14 protein-coding genes are annotated in these 16,980 nt (G+C 65.6%); 4 read left to right on the top strand and 10 right to left on the bottom strand.

Annotation, left to right across the window (positions count from 1 at the left end; all coding sequences use genetic code 11):
- Nucleotides 1-412: Bug family tripartite tricarboxylate transporter substrate binding protein (locus AC1DN0_RS36405; RefSeq protein WP_477146421.1), on the bottom strand; the 412-nt coding region annotated here is incomplete at its 3' end.
- A 108-nt stretch (nt 413-520) separates the two neighbouring features.
- Entirely contained in the window at nt 521-2,350 is a 1,830-nt protein-coding gene (locus tag AC1DN0_RS36400; RefSeq protein ID WP_441625143.1) for a gamma-glutamyltransferase family protein, read from the bottom strand.
- 437 nt (nt 2,351-2,787) lie between these two features.
- Here AC1DN0_RS36400 and AC1DN0_RS36395 point away from each other — a divergent pair, with 437 nt between their 5' ends.
- Nucleotides 2,788-3,837 carry a patatin-like phospholipase family protein gene (locus tag AC1DN0_RS36395; RefSeq protein ID WP_441625145.1) on the top strand — a complete coding sequence of 350 codons (1,050 nt, stop codon included), beginning with the start codon at nt 2,788-2,790 and terminating at the stop codon, nt 3,835-3,837.
- Between the two features lie 35 nt (nt 3,838-3,872).
- Here AC1DN0_RS36395 and AC1DN0_RS36390 read toward each other — a convergent pair whose 3' ends face one another.
- Nucleotides 3,873-7,286: an adenylate/guanylate cyclase domain-containing protein gene (locus AC1DN0_RS36390; RefSeq protein WP_477146420.1), complete on the bottom strand. Its 3,414-nt coding sequence runs from the start codon at nt 7,284-7,286 to the stop codon at nt 3,873-3,875.
- Nucleotides 7,287-7,418: 132 nt separating this feature from the next.
- On the opposite strand from AC1DN0_RS36390, the gene AC1DN0_RS36385 reads away from it, so the two are divergent.
- A complete protein-coding gene (locus AC1DN0_RS36385; protein WP_441625149.1) occupies nt 7,419-8,369 on the top strand; it encodes a LysR family transcriptional regulator in 951 nt (316 codons plus the stop codon).
- An 88-nt stretch (nt 8,370-8,457) separates the two neighbouring features.
- Here the strand turns inward: AC1DN0_RS36385 and AC1DN0_RS36380 are convergent, their stop codons facing one another.
- From AC1DN0_RS36380 to AC1DN0_RS36365, 4 genes are all read right to left on the bottom strand, one after another.
- On the bottom strand, nt 8,458-9,633 hold the full coding sequence (locus tag AC1DN0_RS36380) for an L-rhamnonate dehydratase (RefSeq protein ID WP_477146419.1): 1,176 nt from the start codon (nt 9,631-9,633) through the stop codon (nt 8,458-8,460).
- Between the two features lie 41 nt (nt 9,634-9,674).
- Complete coding sequence (locus AC1DN0_RS36375) at nt 9,675-10,697, bottom strand: 4-hydroxythreonine-4-phosphate dehydrogenase PdxA (protein WP_441625153.1); 1,023 nt, start codon at nt 10,695-10,697, stop codon at nt 9,675-9,677.
- A 22-nt stretch (nt 10,698-10,719) separates the two neighbouring features.
- Nucleotides 10,720-11,688 carry a Bug family tripartite tricarboxylate transporter substrate binding protein gene (locus AC1DN0_RS36370; protein WP_441625155.1) on the bottom strand — a complete coding sequence of 323 codons (969 nt, stop codon included), beginning with the start codon at nt 11,686-11,688 and terminating at the stop codon, nt 10,720-10,722.
- Nucleotides 11,689-11,829: 141 nt separating this feature from the next.
- Nucleotides 11,830-12,765, bottom strand: a complete 936-nt coding sequence (locus tag AC1DN0_RS36365; RefSeq protein WP_441625157.1) for a LysR family transcriptional regulator — start codon at nt 12,763-12,765, stop codon at nt 11,830-11,832.
- 169 nt (nt 12,766-12,934) lie between these two features.
- On the opposite strand from AC1DN0_RS36365, the gene AC1DN0_RS36360 reads away from it, so the two are divergent.
- Together AC1DN0_RS36360 and AC1DN0_RS36355 are read left to right on the top strand one after the other, a co-directional pair.
- Complete coding sequence (locus AC1DN0_RS36360) at nt 12,935-13,867, top strand: dihydrodipicolinate synthase family protein (RefSeq protein WP_441625159.1); 933 nt, start codon at nt 12,935-12,937, stop codon at nt 13,865-13,867.
- 68 nt (nt 13,868-13,935) lie between these two features.
- Nucleotides 13,936-15,525, top strand: coding sequence for an aldehyde dehydrogenase (NADP(+)) (locus AC1DN0_RS36355; protein ID WP_441625161.1), 1,590 nt, complete (start codon nt 13,936-13,938; stop codon nt 15,523-15,525).
- Between the two features lie 74 nt (nt 15,526-15,599).
- Here AC1DN0_RS36355 and AC1DN0_RS36350 read toward each other — a convergent pair whose 3' ends face one another.
- The 3 genes from AC1DN0_RS36350 to AC1DN0_RS36340 all read right to left on the bottom strand — a co-directional run bounded on the left by AC1DN0_RS36350 (nt 15,600) and on the right by AC1DN0_RS36340 (nt 16,942).
- Nucleotides 15,600-16,130 (bottom strand): isochorismatase family protein, encoded by a 531-nt coding sequence (locus AC1DN0_RS36350; RefSeq protein ID WP_441625163.1) that lies wholly within the window; start codon nt 16,128-16,130, stop codon nt 15,600-15,602.
- A gap of 87 nt (nt 16,131-16,217) precedes the next feature.
- Entirely contained in the window at nt 16,218-16,439 is a 222-nt protein-coding gene (locus AC1DN0_RS36345; protein WP_441625165.1) for a hypothetical protein, read from the bottom strand.
- 140 nt (nt 16,440-16,579) lie between these two features.
- On the bottom strand, nt 16,580-16,942 hold the full coding sequence (locus AC1DN0_RS36340; protein WP_441625167.1) for a hypothetical protein: 363 nt from the start codon (nt 16,940-16,942) through the stop codon (nt 16,580-16,582).
- Nucleotides 16,943-16,980 lie beyond the last annotated feature (38 nt).

Below are 16,980 nucleotides of genomic sequence, written 5' to 3'. Positions count from 1 at the left end.
CCGATGGGTTGACCACCATGGTGTTGGTCACGTAGGCGAGCAGGCCCAGTGGCGTGAAGTCTTCCACGCCGCGAAACGGCATGTTGGGCATCAGCGCGGGGTTCATCGCGTGCGTGCTCATGGAGCCGACCAGCAGGGTGTAGCCGTCGGGCTTGGCGCGCGCGACCATGGCCGAGCCGATGTTGCCAGATGCGCCGGGCTTGTTGTCGACAATTACCGGCTGGCCGAGGGAGCGGGTCAGGTGTTCGGAGAGTACGCGTGCCAGGATGTCGGTGGAGCCGCCGGCGGCCCACGGCACGATCAGGGTGATGGGCTTTTGCGGATAGGGATCGGCCGCGCCGGCCCCGGAGGCGGCGCAGAACAGCGAGAACGTGGCAAGGCCCAGCAGGCAGCGCTTCAAAACGGTTTTCATCTCTTTCCTTCTCCGATTGCTATGCGAACCGCCTGATGCGATCCGGTTTGATTCGATTACTGCTTGCCTTGCCGGACCGCTGGTCTGCTCCGACGGCCCTCAACGCTCTCAACGCCCCACCGCATATCCCTGCATGCCCCGTGCATTGGCGCCGGCACGCAGCACCAGCCGGCCCTGCGCATCGCGCTCTCTGGTGCAGGCGGACATGCGGCCCTCCGACCATGGCTCTCCCACCTTCACCTCATGCCCGCGCGCGCGCAGCGCCGCGATGGTGTCTTCAGGCAGCCGCGATTCCACGCTGAGCCGGTTGAGGACCACCGAGCGTGGCCAGAAGGACCCGGGAAAATGATCGATATGCCAGGCGGGCGCGTCGATGGCTTCCTGCAGGTTCATGCCGTGCACGGCGTGGCGCAGGAAGAAGGCGACGGACCATTGGTCCTGCTGGTCGCCGCCGGGCGTGCCGAACACCATGTAGGGCTCGCCGTCGCGCAGTGCCAGCGAAGGCGAGAGCGTGGTGCAGGGGCGCTTGCCCGGCGCCAGCGTATTGGGCAGGCCCGGTTCGAGCCAGGTCATCTGCAGGCGGGTGTTGAGCGCGAAGCCAAGCTCGGGAATCACCGGGCTGGACGACAGCCAGCCGCCCGACGGCGTGGCGGCGACCATATTGCCGTGGCGGTCGATCACGTCGATGTGGCAGGTGTCGCCGACAAAGATCTCGCGCTCGGCCCACTCCGCTACCGGGGGCATTGCCGCGAAAGTGGGCTCGCCCACGCCGAAGCGCACATCGGCTTGCCGCAGCGTGCGTTCCGCCGCGCCGAGATCGGGCAGGCGGGGCGTGCGGCCCCCGACGATGCCGGGCAGGATGTCGGGCGAGGCGCGCTCGCCAATCTGGCGCGCGCGCGCGGCCAGGTAGGCGGGATCGAGCAGGCCGGCCAGCGGCGCGTCGCCAAAGCGGGGATCGCCGTACCACGCCAGGCGGTCGGCCATGGCCAGCTTGGCCGCCTCGGCGATGCGGTGGACGAACTCGGGCGAGGTGGGCGCGTGGGCGGCAAGGTCGGCGTGGCGCAGCATGCCGATCTGCTGCAGGAAGGCGGGGCCCTGGCTCCAGATGCCGCACTTGGCCACCGTATAGCGGCCGAAATCCAGCGTTGCGGGTGCTTCCACGGTAGGCGTCCAGTCAGCCATGTCTTCATGGCGGAGCAGGCCCTTGTGGCGCTCGCCGGTGGTGTCGCGCACGGCCTGCGTGCGACAGAAGCTGTCGATTTCCCTGGCGACGAAGCCGCGGTACCAGCAATCCAGCGCGGCGTCGATCTGCTGCTCGCGGGTGCCGCCGGCGGCCTCGGCCGTTTCCACAATGCGCGTATAGGTCCGGGCTACGCCAGGCGTCGCATGCAGGCTGCCGGGGCGCGGCACGCGGCCATCCGGCAGCCAGACGTTGGCCGAACTGTGCCACTCGTTCTGGAACAACTCGCGCACCGCCAGGATGGCTTGCGAGATGCGCGGCACCAGCGGGAAGCCGTCGCGCGCATAGGCAATGGCGGGCGCCAGCACATCCGCCAGCGTCCAGGTGCCGTAGTCGCGCAGCATGGTGAGCCATGCGCCGAAGGCGCCAGGCACGGTGGCGGGCAGCAGGCCGATGCCGGGCACCAGGTCCAGCCCCCTGGCGCGCATTGCGGCCGGGTCGGCCAGTGCCGGCGCGGGACCTTGGCCGCAGACGGAGCGCACCGCGCGTTCGCGCTCGCTCCACAGCAGGATCGGCACTTCGCCGCCCGGGCCGTTCAGGTGCGGCTCCACCACCTGCAGTACAAAGCCGCCGGCCACCGCCGCGTCGAAGGCATTGCCGCCGCGCTCGAGCACGCTCATGGCGGTTTGCGAGGCCAGCCAGTGGGTGGACGAGACCACGCCAAAGGTACCGACGATTTCCGGGCGGGTGGTGAACATGGAGGCTCCGTGGGGTCCGGGCAGGGCGGCGAAGGCAGCGCAAGCCGAAGGGGGTGGTTGCCTTGAAGTATAGGGTTATTGGATAACCGTTTGTCGCGTATTTCTTATTGTTGTATGAGAAATTGGTTATGCATAAAAATCCCCCGATCCTGCTGGAATGCAGATTCCGACGCTAAGCCGGTCCCCTCGTCCGCCAGCTGCGGCACGATCTGCCGCGCCGCCAAGTTGACCATGCCCATCTTTACTACACTCAGGACAGCGGCCCCTGTCATTCGACGCACTGCCGGAAGCCTTGTTTGGCGGGTATCCATTAGCGCTGCGCTGGTAGCCGCCGAGCAAACGCCTGGAGAAGCGCGGGTTACGATACTTCGCGCAATGCCTACGGAAGTTGATACCCGGCGGGCACGCTCCCGTGCGCACCACCAAGGAGCTTCAGGATGGCTGGGGATCTCCGTAAGCAGACCGATAACGGTGAACAAAAGCCCATTGCACTTGCATTGCAGGGTGGCGGCATGCACGGCGCGTTCACGTGGGGAGTCCTCGACCGGCTGCTCGAGGATCAGAGATTTACCATCGAAGGCGTCAGTGCAACGAGCGCGGGGGCGATGAATGCCGCCGTGCTCGCCCATGGCTTGCTGCAAGGCGGGCACGGGCAGGCGCGCCAGGCGCTCCACGATTTCTGGCTAGCGATCGCGCAATCGGCAGCGCGGTACAGCCCGGCGCGCTGGGTGCCGTGGCTGAAAGGGACACATAGCTTTGGGCTGAATCACTCGCCCTTGTACGCGATGGCGGATATCGTTCTTCGTATCCTGTCGCCATACCAGTTCAATCCCAATAACTCGAATCCGCTCCGGGACGTGCTGGAGAAGCAGGTCGATTTTGCGGCATTGCGCAAGCATTGCCCGATACAGATTTATCTGTGTGCGACCAATGTCGAGACTAGCAGGATACGCATCTTTTCAAGCGAGGACATTTGCATTGAGGGCGTGCTGGCTTCGGCCTGTCCGCCAACCCTGTTCCAGGCCGTGTCCATCGATGGCGAGTACTTTTGGGATGGCGGCTATGTGGGTAACCCGGCAATTTTCCCGCTGATCTATCACTGCAATACAAGCGATGTCGTGATTGTCCATATCAATCCGATCGTACGCCGTGGCGTGCCGACCACTGCCGCCGACATCCTCAATCGCGTCAATGAGGTAAGTTTCAACTCGTCGCTCATGCGAGAAATGCGCGCGATAGCCTTCGTGACTTCGCTCATCCAGCAAGGCAAGGTTGATCGGAGCGAAATGAAGGAAATGCTGATCCACTCCATCCGTTCCGATGAGACGATGAGCGCCCTCGGCGCGTCGAGCAAGTACAACGCCGACTGGGACTTCCTTTGCTTCCTGCGTGACAAGGGGAGGGCTGCGGCCGAGGCATGGATCACGGAAAACTACGACAATGTTGGCCAGCGCTCTAGCATTGACATCAAAAAGGAATTCCTTTGAGGATGACGGCCGGGCAACCGGGAAGCGCTATCGCTTCAGGTCGGATCGTCCAGTAGTGCCTTGGCTTGCTGCCAGTCAGCCGTGTCGAAGCCCTCACTGAAGGTTCCATGGATCGGGGCAAGGGTCTGGCGCGCGGCGCTCATCTTTCCCTGCCTTCGCCATAGCTGGGCAAGGCTCAGCGCGGCCTGCAGCTCCAGTGACCTGGAACCCTGATCGCGGGCGACGGCGATTGCCTTGTGAAAGCAGGCCTCGGCTTCGTCGTGGCCAGTGAGTGCGCGGGATTGGAGTATCAACTCTCCCTTGAGCCGATGCAGCGTCGCTTCGTCAAGCAGCTCTCCCGTGTCTTGCGTCAAGGCTAGCGCCTCGGCCAGCACGTCCAGCCCGGCCTGGAAGTCCCCGGCTCTCCCAAGCGCTTCAGCGAGCAGGGCCAGAAAGTTCGGCCTGCCCAGTGCCGCGCCAGTTGCCTCGTAAGCGGCGAGGCCCTGGTGTATTTCGGCAATCCCCTCTTCCAAACGGCCTTGTTCCGTCAGCGCCCAGCCTTGCAGAACGGTTCCCCACGCCAGATAGATGGGAAAGCCCTCCTCGCCCGAGATCGCGATCGCGGCCTCTGCGTACTCGCGGGTCAATTGCACCTCACGCCGACATTGGTGCACTTCGGCTGCGAAGACGAAGCAAAGCGCGAGGTTAAAGGCGTCGGGGCGCTTCCTGGCCAGAACCAATGCGTCCTGGCAGCGCGTGCGAGCCAGATCCGGCAGGCCCAGGTACCACAGGATCCAACCCAGCGTGCTTGTGGCATGTACGRCCGGGTCTCGCCCGTAACCCAGAAGAAAATCGTATGCCGACGGGTCCGGCCGTTGCAGTGACAGCACCTCTTCCATATGGGTGCGGGCCACGCCGGGCTGGCCCAGGCGGAACGTGGTGGCGCCGAGTACACGATGCGCCTCCGCGAGCTGCCCAGGCTTCTGCGTGTCCAGAGCCATGGCAAGCAGCCGTTCCCCAAGCGGCTGCGCAACCGTGTACTGCGCCCGCAATTGGTAGAACGCCCACAGTCCTAGCTGCGCCGAGAAGAAACTGGGCGTTTGCCCACCCTGTTCGCACAATGCCAGTGCGCGCCTGTAAGTTGCCTCCACCTCGGGAGCGGCCTGACCCCGCGTGGCTATCAAGGCCGGTCCTAGCGTTAGTAGCAGTGTGAGTTCCTCGCGTGCGCGCTCGGGCGTGTCGGGCAGCCGCTCGAGCAGTTCCACGGCCGTGCCCAGGTGACGGATTGCTTCCATCTGGGCAGAACGCTGCAGGGCCTGCTCGCCGGCGCAGTGCAGGTACTTGACTGCCTTCGGGATGTTGCCGCTGTGGCTGTAATGATGTGCCAGCTCGCTGCAGTAGTCCTTTAACCGACTCTGGAACAGTGTCTCGATGGCCTCCGCGGTGCGCTCGTGCAGCGCGCTGCGCTGCTCGGTAAGCAGCGAGTTGCCGGCAACTTCCTGGGTGAGCGCGTGCTTGAAGGCGTACTCCACCTCCGGGAATACAGGTCGTTCGTAAATGAAATCGCCCGCCTGCAGGGCGGCCAGAAGCGGGCGCAATTCGTCGTCAGCCAGCGCAGTGACATGCCGGATGAGACTCAATGGGAACTCCTTGCCGATCACGGCCAGGCTTTGCAGCAGTTCCTTCTGGACGAGGGGGAGCCGGTCGATGCGGGCGGCGAGCACGCCCTGGACGGTGGTGGGGATATGCAGCGAAGTCGGCGCTCTCTCGATGCGGTAGCAGCCAGGCTGGCCAACCAGGGCATTCTCCTCAACCAGGGTCTGGACCACTTCCTCCATAAAGAACGGGTTGCCTTCCGTCTTGTCCAGGATCAGCCGTTTCAGCGGCGCGAGAGCGCGATCCTCGCCCAGCAGCGCGGTGAGCAGCCCCTGGGCTTCGGCCGGGCCCAGCGGCTCAAGATGCAGCTGGACGCAGTAACTCCGGGAGCTCCAGTCATGGGAGTACTCCGGGCGGTAGTTGACGAGCAGGGCGATCCTCGCACCCGGCACATAGTCCAGGAGGATATTGAGGAAGGCCTCGGTTTCGCTGTCCAGCCATTGCAGGTCTTCGAACAGGAGCTCGAGAGGCTGGTTGAGGCTTTCGCGGACCAGCAGGCGTGCAACCGCTTCAAACGTGCGCTGCCGCCGGATGGCAGCGTCCATGGTCGGCAGTGCCGAGCCGGGCTCGACGGAGCCGAGCAGGTAGAGCAAATAGGGCAAATGGTCTTCCAGCGTCCTGTCGAGGGTAAGCAGTCTGCCCGTGACCTTCTCGCGGCAGCTTCGGTCGTTGTCCTGCGGGGTGATCTGAAAATAGTTCCTCAGGAGCTCGATCAGCGGGAGATAGGCGAAGGCCTTGCCGTGCGAAACCGAGAAGGTCTCCAGCACCATGCAGCCTTGCTGTGATCGTGCCTTGAACTCGTGGAACAGCCGCGATTTTCCTACCCCGGCCTCTCCCATCACTTCGGCGACCTGCCCATGCCCCGCCTTGGCCAGTTCCAGGACCTTGTGCAACGCCTCCATTTCGGCCTGGCGTCCCACAAAGCGCGCCAGGCCGCGATGCGCCGCCACTTGCAGGCGAGTGCGCAATGCGCCGAGGCCCAGCACCTCATACACCGCAAGCGGATCCCGGACGCCTTTTACGTGGGTCGTCCCCAGCGGCTTGAATTCGAAATACCCTTCGGCGAGCCTATGGGTCGACTCGCTGACAAGGATGGACGCCGGTGTGGCAACGCCTTCCATGCGCGAGGCGATGTGGATTGTGTGCCCCACGGGATCGTAGTCCGTGTGCAGATCGTCCTTGCGGATCGAGCGCACCAACACCTCACCCGTGTGGATTCCGACGCGGATCTGAAGCGGTATGCCCTGATCCAGACGCACCCGGTCACTGTGGCGACGCATTGCCTCCTGCATGCGCAGCGCCGCATACAAAGCCCGCAGGGCATGATCTTCATGGGCAATGGGAGCGCCGAACAGAGCGAGAATGCCGTCTCCCAGGAACTTGGCTACGTAGCCCTCATAGTGGTGCACGGCATCCATCATCAGCGTCACCACGGGGTCGATCAGGTGACGCGCCTCTTCCGGGTCCAGGTCCTGGATCAACGCCGTCGAACCAGCCATATCGGCGAACAGCGCCGTGATGGTCTTGCGCTCGCCGGCCGTTCCGCCCCTGGCTTCCATGGCTGCCTGCTCCGCCCGGATGCGCTCGGCCAGATGGGGCGGCGTGTAGTGGACAGGGGCCGAAGCGGCCGTCGCAGGTCCTGGAAGCGATGCTGACGGGGCGTCATCCAGGGGCGAGCCACATCCGCGGCAGAACTTCGCCGCAGGGCCGGACTCCTCGCCACAGCGCGGGCAGATCCGCGCAAGCCTGGCCCCGCACTGCTCGCAGAAGTTGGCCTGCGCGAGGTTCGCGAACCCGCAATTTGTGCAGCGCATCACCCCTCCTGACTGCCATCGCCTGCCTCGGATCATTAGACGCGCCATTGGCCGCCTTAGCAAGTTCAGGGCGCGTCGTGGCGGCGCTAGTAGAATCAACGTCTTGCTAGACGATCAGGTCCAGGACTCCAATTGCCGTCCCCAGTCGACAAACTTCAGCACAACCTCATCTCCCGCCTGCGCCTCAAGCATCTGGCGCTGCTGCTGGCGCTGGACCGTCAGCGCTCGGTGTCGCGCGTCGCGGCCGAGATGGACCTGACCCAGCCCGCCGTGACCAAGGCGCTGCGGGAGATCGAGGAGATCTTCATGGTGCCGCTGTTCGCGCGCTCGCGGCGCGGGCTGGAGCCTACCGGGACCGGCGCGGCCGTGCTGGCGCATGCGCGGCTGGCGATGGCGGATACGGAGGCGCTCGGGCGGGAACTGGCGGTGATCGGCGCCGGCCTGCACGGGCGGCTGCGCATCGGCGTGATTCCGTATGTGGCGCCTGTGGTACTGGATGCAGCCTGCTCGCACGGCTTGCAACAGCAGCCGCGCGTGGCGGTGCTGGTGCGCGAGGGCACCACGGACGAACTGGTGGCGGCGCTGCGCGCGCACGAACTGGATTGCGTGATCGCGCGGTCTTTCTACGCGCCGGGCGACGACATCGTGCAGACGCCGCTTTACCGCGAGGAACCCGCGCTGGTGGTGCCAGTGGCCGCCGCGGCGCGGCTGGCGCGCGGCAAGCTGGACTGGCCGCGCCTGGCCGCGCTGGACTGGATTTTGCCGCCCTCGCATACGCCGATCCGGCGCACCATCAATACGTTGTTCGCTACCGCCGGCGCAGTGCCACCGACGCCGATGGTGGAGACGTATTCGATCAAGACCATCGCCACACTGATGCGCAACCAGCCGCGCGCCATCACCATCGTGCCGCGCGCGGTGGCTGCCGAACTGGCTGCCAGCGGCAGCGCCGCGGTCTTGCCGCATACGTTGACGTGGGACCTGCCGGCGGTGGGGGCAATGTGGCTGCGCCGTACGGAGCACAGCGAGCCGCTGCTGACGCTGGTGCACGCGTTGCAGCAGGCGGTGGGGGTGAAGGGATGAGGCCGGACCTGAAACGCAAGCGGCCGGCTGCGCCCTTCTAAGAGCGCAACCGGCACAGCCAGGCGGGTTGCGGGCCGTTGCGGCCTTCTTATTCGATGATCTCGAACTCCCCGAAGTACTCCTCGTTGAGCGTCAGCCCCAGCCCCGGCAGATTGTCGTCAAGCTGCAGGTACCCCTTGTCCGGCGCCGGGTCGCCCTTGAAGATGTAGTAGAACAGCTCGTTGCCCACCTCCACGTCGTGCACCGGGAAGTACTCGGACATCGGCGATGCGGTCGAGGCCATGGTGAGGTGGTAGTTGTGCATCTGGCCCGCATGCGGGATCACGGGCACCGACCAGGCTTCCGCCATGGCATTGATCTTCTGCGCGGCGGTGATGCCGCCCACGCGGTTGGTGTCGTACTGGATCACGTCCACCGCGCGGCGTTCCAGCAGGTCCTTGAAACCGTAGGAGGTGAATTCGTGCTCGCCGCCGGAGATGGGGAACGGGCTCATCTTCTTCAGCTCGGCATAGCCTTCGATGTCGTCGGCGATCACCGGTTCTTCCAGCCAGCGCGGATTGAATTCGGCCAGGCGCGGCAGCATGCGGCGCGCGTATTCGAGCGTCCAGCCCATATAGCATTCCAGCATGATGTCGACGCTGTCGCCCACCAGTTCGCGCAGCAGGCGCACCTGCTCGATGTTCTTCCGCATGCCGGCGGGGCCGTCCTTGGGACCGTAGCCGAAGCGCATCTTCATCGCGGTGAAGCCCTGGTCGAGATAGCTCTGCGCCTCGGCCAGGAAGGCGTCGCGGTCATCGTTGTTGTAGAGCTTGGAGGCGTAGCACCAGATCTTTTCCTTGGTGCGCCCGCCCAGCAGCTTGAACACCGGCTTGCCCACCGCCTTGCCCATCAGGTCCCACAGCGCGATGTCTACCGCCGAAATTGCTGCCATGCCGATGCCCTTGCGGCCCCAGGCGTGGGTGCGGCGGTACATCTTCTGCCACAGGTACTCGTTGTCGAACGGGTCCTGGCCGATCACGATCGGGGCCAGGTACTGGTCGACGATTTCCTTGGCCACGCGCGGTGCGAGCGCGCAGTTGCCGATGCCGACCAGGCCGGTATCGGTTTCCACTTCCACCACCAGCCAGCCGTGGAAGCGGAACGAGCCCATGGCGTCGCCACGCTCGAACAGGATGTCGGTGGCATTGGTGCAGAAGTGCGCTTGCGGGGGCACGGTCTTGCCMTTCCATTCAAAGACGCGGGCGCGGACGTTGGTGATTTTCAAGATAGTCTCCGTTGGATAGTGGCCGGTGGCGGGCGGCAGGTTCAGGGGGCTGCGCGCTGGCTGCCCATCTGGCAGGCGATGCGGAAGGCTTGCAGCGTGGCGCCGAGGTCGGCGCGGCCTTGCTGCGTGATGTCGAAAGCGGTGCCGTGGGCCGGCGTGGTGATCGGCACGGGCAGGCCGCCCTGCACGGTGACGCCGCGCGAGAAGCCCATCAGCTTGATGCCGATCTGGCCCTGGTCGTGATACATCGTGACGATGGCATCGAACTGCCTTTGCTCCGGGCTGCCCTGCACCTTGAGGAAGATGGTGTCGGCGGGGAAGGGGCCATCCGCCGCCACGCCGCGTGCCCGCGCATCGGCGACCGCCGGTGCGATGAAGTCGATCTCCTCGCGGCCGAAGGCGCCGTTGTCGCCGTTGTGCGGGTTGAGGCCGCACACGGCAATGCGCGGGCGAGCCATGCCGGCCCTGCGCAGGGCCTGGTCGATCAGGTCGATGGCGGCGCCCACGCTGTCGCGGTTGATCATGGCGGGCACGTCCTTGAGCGCAACGTGGGACGTCACGCGGGAGGTCCACAGGCCGTCGAGCACATTGAACTCGCAGAAAGCGCCGTCGTAGCCGAGCTTCTCGGCGAACCAGTGCAGCTCATCGTTGTGCCCCATGCCGGCGGCGTGCAGCGAGCTTTTGTTGAGCGGGCCGAACAGGATGGCGTCGGCCTTGCCAGCCTGCGCCAGCTCCAGCGCCACGGCCAGGGTGCCGAGGCTGTAGCGRCCGCCTTCCGCGCTGGCCACGCCGCGCCGGTAGGCGGGTTTGCCGTCGAGCTGCCAGTGGAACAGGCGCGGGGCGCTGGCGCTATCGCCGCCAGCGAACGCGAGCGAATCGGTTTCGCGCAGCGCGATATCCACGCCGGCCACCTGCATGCCGTGGCGCCATTCGTCGCGGTCGGCAATCAGCAGGATGTCGGCCTGCGCCGCGGTGGCAGGGTCGGCCAGCAGCCTGGCGATCAGCTCGGGGCCGATGCCGGCGGGGTCGCCGAGCACCATGGCGATTCGGGGTCGTTGGGTCATGGGAGTCTTGAGGGAAAGGGGTTCAGTCCAGCTTGACGCCGAGTTCGGCGATCAGCTTGCCGTAGCGCGCATATTCGGCGCGCGAGAAGGCATCGAACTGGGTGGCGGTGAGCGTGCCCGGCAACGCGCCCACATCATTGAGACGGCGCACGGTGTCGGGATCCTTGAGTATGGTGGCCAGCGCCGCGCTCAGCTTCTGCAGCGTGGCGGGCGGCGTGCCGGCCGGGGCGTAGACGCCGTACCAGGCATTCATCTGGATGCCGGGCACGCCGGCTTCGGCCAGCGTGGGTACGTTAGGCAGCAGCGCCGAGCGCTGGTCGGCGGTGACCGCCAGCGCGCGCAGCTTGCCGGCCTTGATGTGGTTGATGACGGAGGGCATGGTCTCGAAGCTCATGTCGACCTGGCCGCCCATCAGGTCCACCAGCGCGCTGCTGCTGCTCTTGTATGGCACGTGCAGCAGCTTGCCGTGGATCTGGCGGGCAAACGCCGCACCGGCCAGGTGCTGGGTGCTGCCGACGCCGGAGGAGCTGTAGCGGAATTTGTCGGGGTTGGCCTGGATCTGCGCCACCAGCGCTTTTACGTCTTGCGCCGGCACCTGGTTGTTGACCACCAGCACATTGGGCACCGACGACACCAGGGCCACCGGCGCCAGGTCCTTGAGCGGGTTGAACTGCAGCTTGAGCAGGTGGGGCGCGATGGCCTGGGAGGTGACCACGCCCATCAGCAGCGTGTTGCCATCCGGCGCTGCCTTGGCGGTGATGTCGGCGGCGATGGTGTTGGAGGCGCCAGGCCGGTTGTCCACCACGACCGGCTGCTTGAGGATGGCGGCCAGCTTGTCGGAGACGATGCGCGCCATCACGTCGGTGCCGCCGCCCGGCGCCGCGCCTACCATCATCCGTACAGGGCGGGTGTCCTGCGCGTGGACGCCGGTTGCCATGGCGGTTGCCAGTCCAATCACGCCGGCAAAGGCGCCGGTCATCCATCGTTTCATTGTTGTCTCCATGTCTTGTTATGGGCCTGCGCCGGAGCGCGGATGGGGCAACTATAAGGATGGGAGCGATGCGTGACTACTGACGTTTATTGAATGGGTGATTACTTTAAGGAATACCTCGCAACGGATGCCAGGCGCCGCTCAGACTTCCGCCTGCCCGGCGCGGAGCAGCTTGATCAACTGGCCCGCGGCGGCGGAAAGCGTGCCCCCGCGCCGGGTCACGACCCCAAAGGTCTGCTGCCGGGACCGCATCGTCACCGGCAGGATGCGAAGCATCTTTTGCCGGGCGAACAGTTCGGCCACGCTGGTCGGCAGCAGCGAGACCAGTTTCGCGCTGCGCTGCAGCAAGGCCACGGTGACGAAGCTGGAGGAGGTGGTGATCGCATTCGCCGGCATGCCCACGCCGACCATGTCCAACTCGCGCTGCAACAACTCGTGCATCGGCATCTGGCCGGGATAGACGATCCACCGGTAGCCGGCCAGGTCGGCAAAGGTGAGCGTCCTGGCGCGCGGCGCGGCATGGCTGTAGCCCACCACTGCCGAGATCGGTTCGTCGCCAATCGCCTGGTAGTGGTACCTGGCGGGCTGGTCGCTTACCAGCGCGCGCCCGATGACGAGGTCCAGGCGCCCGTCGTCCAGCAGCGTGAGCATGCGCAGGCTGGTGTCTTCGACGATTTCGATGGACAGGTTCGGTTGTTCGTCCTGCATGGTCTCCAGCGCCGGCACCAGCACATCCGGGACCGCGCCCATGATGGCGCCGACGGCCAGGTGGCCGCCCTTGCCGGAACGGATCTCGGCCATGTCCTGGCATAAGGCGGTGAGATCCGTCGCCAGCAGCCGCGCATAGCGGATCACGCAGTGGCCGAACTGGTTTGGCCGCATGCCGGTCTTGGAGCGCTCGAACAGCGGCGCGTCCAGCATGCCTTCCAGCTCCTGCAAGGCCTTGCTGGCCGCCGACTGCGTCATGGCCATGGCCGACGCAGCCTGGTGCAGGGATTTGTGGTCGTCCAGCGCAATCAGCAATTGCAGTTGCTTCATGCGCAGGCGGGACATCAGAACGTCAAGCGTGGCCTTCATGGGAACCCGGGGCGAAAGCTACGTGAGTCGCAAAAGCGATCACGAGATGGAAAGGTTTCAATATACATCGCGGCCTGGCGCACCGTATATTGCATCCCTGTCACAAGCCCCCTCGACGTGGGGCTCCGGCCGGACCCGGCGCCGCCGGCAAGAACAAGGAGGAGAGACCATGAACATGCCCAAAGCCAATGCCGTCTACCGTGGTGTATTCCCGGTGGCACCCACCATCTTCGACGAACAAGGTGGCCTTGACCTCGACGGCCAGCGCCGCTGCATCGATTTCATGATCGACGCCGGCTCCGACGGCATCTGCATCCTGGCGAATTTCTCCGAGCAGTTCGTGCTGACCGATGACGAGCGCAGCCTGCTGATGACGACCGTGCTGGATCACGTGGCCGGCCGCGTCCCGGTGATCGTCACTACCACGCACTTCAGCTCGCGCATCTGCGCCGCGCGCAGCCGCGCCGCGCAGGACGCGGGCGCCGCCATGGTGATGGTGATGCCGCCGTATCACGGCGCCACCATCCGCGTGCCGGAGCGCGCCATCCACGAATTCTTCACCACGGTGTCCGGCGCGATCGATATTCCCATCATGATCCAGGATGCGCCCGTGAGCGGCACCACGCTGTCGGCCGCGTTCCTGGCGCGCATGGCGAAGGAGATCGCCAACGTCTCGTACTTCAAGATCGAAGTGCCGCAGTCCGCTGCCAAGCTGCGCGAACTGATCGAGCTCGGCGGCGATGCCATCGTGGGCCCGTGGGATGGCGAAGAGGCCATCACGCTGATGGCCGACCTCGATGCGGGCGCCACCGGCGCGATGACCGGCGCGGGTTTCCCCGATGGCATCCGCAAGATCGTGGATGCCTACCAGGCCGGCGACTCGGAGCTCGCCGCGCAGCACTACCAGCAATGGCTGCCGCTGATCAACTACGAGAACCGGCAAGGCTGGCTGGCGACGGCCAAGGTGCTGATGAAGGAGGGTGGCGTGATTGCTTCCGACGCCGTGCGCCACCCCTTGCAGCCGATGCACCCGGCCACGCGCGCCGGTTTGCTGAAGATCGCGCGCAGGCTCGATCCGGTGGTGCTGCGCTGGGGCAGGTGAGCGGCTGGCAAGCATTGGACAACTGGCGGCGCTGCTAACGCGCCGCCTTTTCATTTCAAGGACAGAGCATGAATATCTCAGGCGAATTGCTGATCGGGCGCCAGTCTGTGCGCGGCACTCACGGCGAGATCCGGGCTGTCGATCCGGCGACAGGGGAAACGCTGGGGCCGGCCTTCGGCGGCGCCACGCCGCAGCAACTGGAGCAGGCTTGCGCGCTGGCCGCGCAGGCCTTCGATGTCTACCGCGAAACCTCGCTCGAACAACGCGCCGCGTTCCTGGAGAAGATTGCCGCCAACATCCTTGATCTTGGCGACGCGCTGATCGAGCGTTGCGTCAGCGAGAGTGGCCTGCCGCGTGCCCGGATAGAAGGCGAGCGCGGGCGCACCGTGGGCCAGCTCCGCTTGTTTGCCGCTGTGGTGCGGCAGGGGGATTTCCTCGACCTGCGCATCGATCCCGCGCAGCCGGAGCGCAAGCCGCTGCCGCGTGTGGACCTGCGCCTGCGCAATATCGCGCTGGGGCCGGTGGCCGTGTTCGGCGCCAGCAATTTCCCGCTGGCGTTCTCGGTGGCCGGTGGCGATACCGCATCGGCGCTGGCAGCCGGCTGCCCGGTTATCGTCAAGGCGCATCCGGCCCATCCCGGCACATCGGAGCTGGTTGGCCGCGCAATCCGGAAGGCCGTGGACGAGTCGGGTTTGCCCGAGGGAACGTTCTCCCTGCTGTTCGATTCCGGCCTGCGGATCGGCCAGGGGCTGGTGAGCGATCATCGTATCAAGGCGGTCGGCTTCACCGGCTCGCGCGCCGGTGGCACCGCGTTGATGCAACTGGCCGCGGCCCGCGCCGAGCCGATCCCGGTCTACGCGGAAATGAGCAGTATCAACCCGGTGCTGTTGTTCCCGCACGCGCTGGGCAGCCGTGCCGACGCCATCGGCAAGGCCTTCGCCGCCTCGCTGATGCTCGGCGCGGGCCAGTTCTGCACCAATCCGGGCCTGGTGCTGGCGGTGGAGGGGCCGGATCTCGATCGTTTCCTGGCGGCGGCCGAAGCGGCGATCGCGCAAGCCCCGGCGTCGACCATGCTGACTCCGGGCATCCACCGGGCATACGGCGCCGGCGTCGAAGGCCTTGGTTGCCATCCGCAGGTCAGCACCATTGCGCGTGGCCAGGCCGGCGCGCAATACCAGGGGCGGGCGGCGCTGTTCTCGACCACCGCCGAGGCCTTCCTCGCGCACGAAGCACTGCGCGCGGAAATCTTCGGCGCGGCGTCGCTAGTGGTGCGGTGCCCCGACCTGGCCGCCATGCAGCGTGTGGTGGAAGCCCTGGAGGGGCAACTGACCGCGGCCATCCATATCGATGAGGCCGACTACGATGCCGCGCGCGGCTTCCTGCCCGCGCTGGAGCGCCGCGTTGGCCGGATCCTCGTCAATGGCTTTGGCACGGGGGTGGAGGTGAGTCATGCGATGGTGCATGGCGGACCGTATCCTTCCACCTCGGACGGCCGCTCCACGTCGGTCGGGAGCCTGGCCATCGCGCGCTTCCTCCGGCCCGTGTGCTACCAGGACATGCCGGCCGCCCTGCTGCCGCAGGCGCTGCGCACCGGTAATCCGCTCGGGCTTGCGGTGCGGGTGGATGGGGAGGCACAGGCCGGGCGACAAGCGCCATAGCCAGCTTGGTTCCAGGCGCGCAAGCGTAAGCGTGGCGCGGGTCTCAGCCTGCGCCGCGGCCTCCCCGCGAGGCGCTACTTCACGAAACCAAGCACCTCGCGGAAGCGTTCGTGCCGGCTCGTCCGCATCCATTCGAAGGCAATCATCTCGACCGTGGCGGCGGTGGCCCCGTCCCTGCGCATCCTGTCGATGGCCGCGTCGCGGCTGGAGGCCTTGCGCGAGCCAATGGCATCCAGCACGACGGTCACGCTCAGTCCGTGGCCGAGCAGCCCGGTGACCGTCTGGAAAACGCAGACGTGGGCTTCGCAGCCGGCTACCACCACGCTCTTCCTCCCGGCAGGGAGTGCGTCGAGCAAGCCGTCCCGGCAGCCATCGAAGTGGTCCTTGGCCACGGTCTGATCGCATAGTCGCCTGATCTCGTCGAGATTCCCGCCCAGGCTGCCGGGGCTTTGCTCGGTGCCGATCACCGGCACGCCCAGTACCCGCGCGATATTGGCCAGGCGCACGGCTTCCGTTACGACGCGATCGCTTTCATGGATCGCGGGCATCAGGCGGGCCTGGAGATCCACCAGCACCAGAACAGATTCAGCGGCGTTGTGCAGCATGCGCATTCCCTTTGTGAGTTGGTGTGGCAAGCGCTTCCCCTTCCTGCATGCGAGGCCTGGATGGAACCGCAGCAGGTTCAGGGCGCATCATCGCGCCTGGACGGGACTTCCGGCAAACCGATCACGACCGGCGCGCCGGGCATTGTGCAGCCTTGCGATCTTGTGCATGTCGTAGTCGTACGTCAGCCCTGCCGCGTTGATGCCGGGCCGCAGTGCCGGCTCGTCGACCACGCTTTCAACCAGTTGGCCGTCAACGAGCATCTTCAAGTGGTACTGACGCAGCGACGCTTCGTAGCCTTGTGCGGACACTATTATGGTGGGTTTCTGGCAATCCACCCAAGATAAGCAGCTCTTTGGGGCTGCATAATTTGGGTGGATTGGGTGTTTCCCTGGTGTCCCATGCCCAGGGCGGCGGCGACCCGCACGCGGCGATTGCGCGTAGACCCGCGTTACGGCAGCTTGGCACGCAATCGATCCCACCATGTGGGGGGCAATTCCACATACTCACTTGGAGATGCCCCTAAGTTGTAGGTTACTCTGTCATCACCCCAAACGATCCCGGGGTCTAGGTCGTTGTAAGTGCGCTCTGCCAGTAGCTGCTCGGTTTCAGCGTCATAAAGGCGGAAGCGCATTCCATATTGGCTATTCAAGAAGCATATTTCTCCACTATAAAGACTACCTTCCTTTATACGCTCACATTCGTGCGCCGTTCCCCGTAGCGCCACACCCCATAGATACGGCACCAAGACCAGCGCAAGCAGTGCGGTACCTGCTAACCAATATTTCCGCTTGCCCCCCTTCATTCGCTTCATTGATCAAATTCCAGGACCTTCGGGGGGTACAGTGGTAC

This window comes from Cupriavidus sp. 05N39, from assembly GCF_056397325.1.
Note: the sequence above shows the minus strand (reverse complement) of the source record. Positions and strands in the feature narration are given on the sequence as shown.